This is a genomic window from Mycobacterium sp. KBS0706, from assembly GCF_005938675.2.
Lineage (GTDB): Bacteria > Pseudomonadota > Alphaproteobacteria > DSM-16000 > Inquilinaceae > Inquilinus.
In genome coordinates, this window is the sequence record NZ_VCCH02000090.1 from 25,066 (window position 1) to 31,065 (window position 6,000).

A 6,000-nucleotide genomic window follows, 5' to 3' on the forward strand; every position below is an offset into this window, starting at 1 on the left:
GCCCTTGCTGGTAGGCTGATTTCGCGATTCGGAACGTGCATTATCCGAATATGTGCCGCCGCATTGCAATCAATGACAAAGGGTTCAAGGGGAGGGGGAACCATGTCGGCCGGTCGGCCGGCCATGGAATCATTGGGTTGGTGGGGGCAGCGCCTGCATGAACCTTTGCCGACAGTGGTTCCGACTGGGTCGAGCCGGCATCAAAGCTGTGCGTCGGAAGGACGAATGAATGCGAATTGATCAGCGTGACGACGCGAGCCGAAAGGCGGGCCGGGGCCTGACCGGGGCGGGGACCGACCTCCAAAAGCTGCTGCCGCAGCACCGGGATTTCGCCGCCGAGATCGCGCGGGCCTTCCGCGCGCGCCAGCCCGCTTCGATGCCCGAGGATCCCGCGCTGGTCCCGAAGATCCTGGCGGCGTTCGACGATCTCTCGGCCTCGCCACGGCGCCGGGTGCCGAAAGCCGTCCGCGCGGCGCCCGCCCGGGTGCCGCCGGCGCCGGTGCCGCCGGTGCTGGTACCGGCGGTGCCGCTGTCCGAGACCATCGGCCTCGGCTTCCTGATCTGCCTCGAGGACGGCCGGGTCTGCCGCGATCTCGCCCGCCATCTCGACCGGGCGCATGGGCTCAGCCCGGACCAGTACCGCCGGCGCTGGGGATTGCCCGCGGTCTATCCGATGGTGCCGCCGGCCTCGCATCAGGAGCGTCAAGCCTGGCGCCGCCGGCTGGTGCCGCCCTCCGAAGGCGGCGGGACAACGGTGCTGCGGCTGCAGGAGGAGACCCGGCGGGTCGAGGCCGGGCGGGCGCGCCGACGCCATCGCCGCGGGGCGCCGGCCGGGCTGCGGCACGACGGGATCAAGCCGGTTCCCGGCCGCCGGTCGGAAGGGCCGCGGCCCGACGGCTTCCGGCGATAGGCGCCGGAAGCCCGTCACAGGCTACTCCACCCAGAACATGTTGCTGAGCGCCTGGCCCCAGGGCGGGACCAGGCCGCCATCGGCATCTTTGACGATGTTGGTGTAGTCGCTGCACAGCGACATGTGCCAGCTGTGGGATTCGTCGCCCTGCGTCAACGTCCGGCTGTAATCGTCCTTGCTGCCGCCGTCGCTGATCGTCAGCCCCGGCACCGGGCTGCTGCGGAAGCTGTAGGGCGGGCTGCAGGTGTCGCGCGCGAACAGGGTCTTGCCCAGCATCGGCGCGGCCTGGCGGCTGCGCGGATGCACCCAGTCGGCGCGGGCCCATTTCTCCCAGCGGGTCAGCCCGAACTCCTTGGTCCAGTAGGTGATCTCGACCTGGGTCGCCGGCCCAGGCCCGCGGCCGTCCTTGCTGGAGCTGGAGAAGCGCAGCGAGATCAGGCTGTCGAGATCCTTGCCGTCCTTGTAGGTGAAGCGGTCGCGCATCCACATCGTGAAGGGCTTGGCGAAGCGCTTCGGGCAGCCGGCCTCGGGCTCGCCGCCATCCTTGGCGGTAACCAGCTTGCTCTGGAACACCTCGAAGCCGCCCTGGCCTTCCGGCGGCAGCGTCGCCGGGCCGATCACCCAGCCGTAGCGGAACCGGCCGGATGTGTCGGGCGTGCCGGCGCAGGACGGGGTCAGCCAGTAGGACAGGGCGACCGGGCTCCAACTGCCCATGATGTAGCCCCAGCGCGCGTCGACCCATTGCACCGACCCGCCCTCGCGGCCGGTGTCGAGCTTGCCGAAGCTCGGCGCGTCGGGCTTGGCGTCCGGGCAACTGTGGTCGACGCCACGGTCGTAGAAGCTGACGATGCGGGTGACGCCCTGTTTCTCGATCGGGATGTTGTCCTTCGACACCGTGCCCAGCCGTTCGGGGCAGGGGGCGCCCGGGCTCGGGAAGTTGTGCAGGTGATAGGGCACGGCCTCGCCGGCGCGGATGTTGCGGCGCCGGGTGCAGTCGCGGTCACCCGGCACCAGCGCCGGGTCGATCCGGTCGTGCTGGTCGACGCAGGCATCCATGATCATGAAGTCTTGCAGCTTGTCGGACTGGGTCTGGGCCCGGGCCGGCGGCGCCGCGGCCAGACCGGCGGCCAGCGCCAGGGCGGCGGCCGGGAGGAGCGGGAAACGGATCTGCATGCAGTTCCTCGTCATTGCCTGTCGGGCGTGGCTCCCCCCGCGGCCAGAATGGTCGAAACTGGCGCTGCGGCGAAGCGGCCGGATGTCGCACGGGAAGCTTTCGAAGGTTTTGCTTGGGAGGGGTGATTCGGGATGCCCGGCCCGAGACCCAGGAAAAGCCGGTTTCAGGTTTGCTCGGCACATCATATTGATCCGGAAGCGGATTCTAAACCCAAACCGGAAGGTGCCTCGGCGGCGCCGCAGTGCAGATTTTTGCTTCGCACTGCGATTTCGCACCGCAAAATGCATGACAGCGGCGGCGATTCCGGCTTAAAACCTTCGGGACGAAACTGGAATCATGGACGATCGATGGCCGTGCCGGGCAACGAGACCATTCGCGCTTTGGCCGCATCGGTGCGGGAGCGGCAGATCGTGCCGCTGACCTGGGTGGCGGCGACGCGCGAGCAGGACTACGTCAATCTCGGCGATGCGCTCAGCGCGGTGATGGTGTCGCTGCTGGCCGGCCTGCCGGTCGAGCATATGGCGCATGAATCGAAGCGCCTGCGCATGGCCGCGGTCGGCACCATCGGCCACAGCCTGAAGGAGGGCGAGGTCGTGGTCTGGGGCACCGGCAGCTCGCGCTGGCGCAACCCGTCGGCCCCGGCCGAGGCGCGCGTCCAGGTGGCGCCGCAGCCCGGCACGCGCCTGCACATCACGGCGACGCGCGGGCCGGTGTCGCGCCGGATCCTGGGCGGGGACAACGCCGTCGGCCCGGCGGTCTATGGCGACCCGGTCTGGCTGCTGCCGCAATTCTACCCCGGGCCGCCGCGCAAGAAATGGAAGCTCGGCGTCATCATCCATCTGGCCGATCTGCAGGACCGGTCCTTCGAGGTCCGGCCGAAGGCGGAGCACATCCGCTACGTGGTGCCGCCCGAGCTGGCCGGCGACGTCAAGCTGATCCACACCGTCACGCCGATCGGCCTGGACGGGATGCGCGCCCGGCTCGACGAGATCCTGGAATGCGAGCGGATCGTGTCGACCAGCCTGCACGGCATGGTCTTCGCCGAAAGCTATGGCATCCCCTGCCTGTACTTCTCGCCCCGGGCGCCGCGCGGCCTGCACATGGCGGAGCTCGACCCCGACGGCACGCTCGATCTCCGCATCGTCGACCTCTATCGCGGCCTCGGCCGGACCAGCCTGCCGATCTACGGCCAGCCGCGGCGCGAGCGCACCGACTGGCCGGCACTGATGGCGGCGATCGACAAGGCTTGGGCGCCGCCGGACTTCGACACGGCGCCGCTGCAGGAAGCCTTCCCGCTGGACCTGAACCCGCTGCGGCCGCGGCAGGGCGAGACCGTGTTCGACCATCCGGTGCTGCGGCAGATCCCACTGCAGCACCGGCCGCAGACCGTGCTGCGGCCTCTCGCCGCCGAGGCCCGGCCGGCGATCGCGGCGCGGCCGGCCGGGCCGCTGCAGCGCATGGCGGCGCTGCTGCGGCGGCCCCTGCCGGACCGGGCCTGATGCGGCATCACGATTCCGCACCCACACATCGACCTGATCGAACTGTACGAGGCGCATGATGAACAGCTTGTTGCGGGCCACGCGCGACGCGGGACAGATCCCGCTCTCCTGGGCCGGTTCGACCAAGGAGATGGACTATCTGAACTTCGGTGACGCGCTCAGCCCGGTCATGGTGGCCCTGCTGTCCGGCCTGGATGTCGCCCGCGTCCCGACCAAGTCGAAATCCGTGCGCATGGGCGCGGTCGGCACCATCGGCCATGGATTCGAGGGCGGTGAAGTCTGGTTCTGGGGCACCGGCTGCTCGGGCTGGAAGAATCCGTCGGCGCCGATGCCCGAGCGTCTGCCCTTCACCGTGCCGCCGGAGTCGACTTTCCACGTCCCGGCCAGCCGCGGCCCGGTCTCGGCCCGGCTGCTCGGCGGCAAGGCCAAGGGCGGCGTTTATGGCGACCCGGTCTGGCTGCTGCCGCGCTTCTACAAGCCGAAGGTCGAGAAGAAGTGGGATGTCGGCGTCATCCTGCATCTGTCGGAGCTGGCCGACCGGTCCTTCGCCCAGGCGAATCCGCGGGCCGACTATAAGCGCTTCGAGGTGCCGGCCGAGCTCGCCGGCCGGGTGCATCTGATCAGCACGGTGACGCCGATCGGCATCGGCGGGCTGCAGGACAAGGTCGATGAGATCCTGGCCTGCAAGCGCATCGTCTCGACCAGCCTGCACGGCATGGTGATCGCCGAAAGCTACGGCATCCCTTGCCTGTACTTTTCGCCGCAGGGCAACGAGCCCGGCCTGGCGTTGACCGATCTCGACCCCAGCGGCACGACCGATCTCCGGATTGTCGACCTCTACACCGGCATCGGCAAAAGCGAGATCTGGAGCTACAGCCAGCCGCGTGGCATCGCCACCGACTGGCAGGACGTGATCGACACCATCGACGATGTGTGGGAGCCGGTGTCGATCGACGAGGACGCGCTGATCAACGCCTTCCCGCTCGAGGCCAAGCCGCTGGTGGCGCCAGCCGGCAAGACCGTGTGGGACCACCCGGTGCTGACCGGCCTCGTGCTCCAGCATTCCGTGGACGAGCTGCGCCGGGAAGACCGCAAGCGCTTCGCCCTGGCCCGGGCCGGGGAGGCGAAGACCGAGGCCCCGGCTGCGGCTCCGGTCGCCAAGCCGGCCCCGGCCCTGAAGGTTGTTTCTGCCATGACCGTTCCCTCGACCCCCGCCCCGGCCAAGCCCGCCGCGGCCGCCGCCTCCGCCGCCCCGATGACCGCCGGGTCCGCCGCCCTTGCCCGGGCGCCCGAGCCGGTGCTTGAGGCCACCCCGGCGCCGGCCCGTGTCGCCGCGCCGGCGGTGGCCAAGCCGGAGGCGGCCTCGCGCGACCGGCTGGAGACGCTGCTGCGCTTCAACGCCAAGCGGCTGTCGATCCCGCTGTCCTGGGTCGCCACCACCAGCGAGCATCCGCACGCCAATCTCGGCGATGCGCTCAGCGCCGTGGTGGTGTCCGCCATCGCCGGCCTGCCGGTGCGCCGCGCCGCCTTCGACGACGCGTCGGAGCGGATGGTCGCGGTCGGCACCATCGGCCATGCCCAGAAGAACGGCGTGCTCCATTTCTGGGGCACCGGCATGGATGCGACGCTGAACCCGGTCGACCGCTCGATCCGGCAGTACATCCGGCCGCAGAACACCGACTTCGTCGTGCATGGCGTGCGCGGCCGCAAGACCCAGGCGGTGCTGCGCGGCCAGGGCATCAAGGTGCCCGACGTGTTCGGCGACCCGGTGTGGTTCCTGCCGCGCATCATGCCGATGCACCACGTCAAGAAGACGCATGAGCTCGGCGTGATCCTGCACATCTCCGAGCTGTCCTCGATGGACCCGCAGTCCGGGGTGAAGGAGGCGCTGAAGCGCTACAACATCCCGCCCAGCCTGGCGGGCTCGATCCGGCTGATCAACACCTACACCGCGCCGAAGGTCGACGCCTTCGCCGCCAAGGTGGAGGAGATCGTGTCGTGCAAGCGGATCATCTCGACCAGCCTGCACGGCATGGTGATCGCCGAGACCTACGGCGTGCCCTGCGGCTGGTTCGGCACCTATGAGGGCGGCCGCCTGCTGCTCGACGTCGACGATCCGGAGAACCGGATCGACCACCGCATCCGCGACTTCTACTCCGGCGTCGGCAAGCCGGGCGTGATCGCCTTCTGCCGCGACCGCAGCCTGGAGACGCCGTGGGAGGACGTGATCACCTGGATCGACGAGACCTGGCAGCCGCTGCGCTATGACGGCCGCGACCTGTTCGAGGCCTTCCCGGTGGCGCAGGGGGTGTCCTTCGACGACGCGCTGTGGCCGGTGTCGGGCGACGTCTACGCCCGCATCCCGTTCTGAGGCCGTGATGAACGGGCGACCCCAGCGCCCGTTCGCCGCTGCGGCG

At 69.8% G+C, this 6,000-nt stretch carries 4 protein-coding genes; 3 read left to right on the top strand and 1 reads right to left on the bottom strand.

The window, feature by feature from the left end; all coding sequences use genetic code 11:
* Nucleotides 1–229: 229 nt before the first annotated feature.
* The gene (locus FFK22_RS33025) at nucleotides 230–910 is read left to right on the top strand and encodes a MucR family transcriptional regulator (protein WP_138887488.1); all 681 of its coding nucleotides are present in this window, start codon (nucleotides 230–232) and stop codon (nucleotides 908–910) included.
* Nucleotides 911–931: 21 nt separating this feature from the next.
* Here the strand turns inward: FFK22_RS33025 and FFK22_RS33030 are convergent, their stop codons facing one another.
* Nucleotides 932–2,083: a hypothetical protein gene (locus tag FFK22_RS33030; RefSeq protein ID WP_138887489.1), complete on the bottom strand. Its 1,152-nt coding sequence runs from the start codon at nucleotides 2,081–2,083 to the stop codon at nucleotides 932–934.
* 348 nt (nucleotides 2,084–2,431) lie between these two features.
* On the opposite strand from FFK22_RS33030, the gene FFK22_RS33035 reads away from it, so the two are divergent.
* Together FFK22_RS33035 and FFK22_RS33040 are read left to right on the top strand one after the other, a co-directional pair.
* Nucleotides 2,432–3,583 carry a polysaccharide pyruvyl transferase family protein gene (locus tag FFK22_RS33035; protein WP_138887490.1) on the top strand — a complete coding sequence of 384 codons (1,152 nt, stop codon included), beginning with the start codon at nucleotides 2,432–2,434 and terminating at the stop codon, nucleotides 3,581–3,583.
* Nucleotides 3,584–3,641: 58 nt separating this feature from the next.
* Nucleotides 3,642–5,954: a polysaccharide pyruvyl transferase family protein gene (locus FFK22_RS33040; protein ID WP_221939029.1), complete on the top strand. Its 2,313-nt coding sequence runs from the start codon at nucleotides 3,642–3,644 to the stop codon at nucleotides 5,952–5,954.
* Nucleotides 5,955–6,000 lie beyond the last annotated feature (46 nt).

Excerpts from the sequence above, each read along its gene's own strand:
- FFK22_RS33025 (WP_138887488.1), top strand. The coding sequence starts at position 230 with ATGCGAATTGATCAGCGTGACGACGCGAGCCGAAAGGCGGGCCGGGGC.
- FFK22_RS33030 (WP_138887489.1), bottom strand. The coding sequence starts at position 2,083 with ATGCAGATCCGTTTCCCGCTCCTCCCGGCCGCCGCCCTGGCGCTGGCC.
- FFK22_RS33035 (WP_138887490.1), top strand. The coding sequence starts at position 2,432 with ATGGCCGTGCCGGGCAACGAGACCATTCGCGCTTTGGCCGCATCGGTG.
- FFK22_RS33040 (WP_221939029.1), top strand. The coding sequence starts at position 3,642 with ATGAACAGCTTGTTGCGGGCCACGCGCGACGCGGGACAGATCCCGCTC.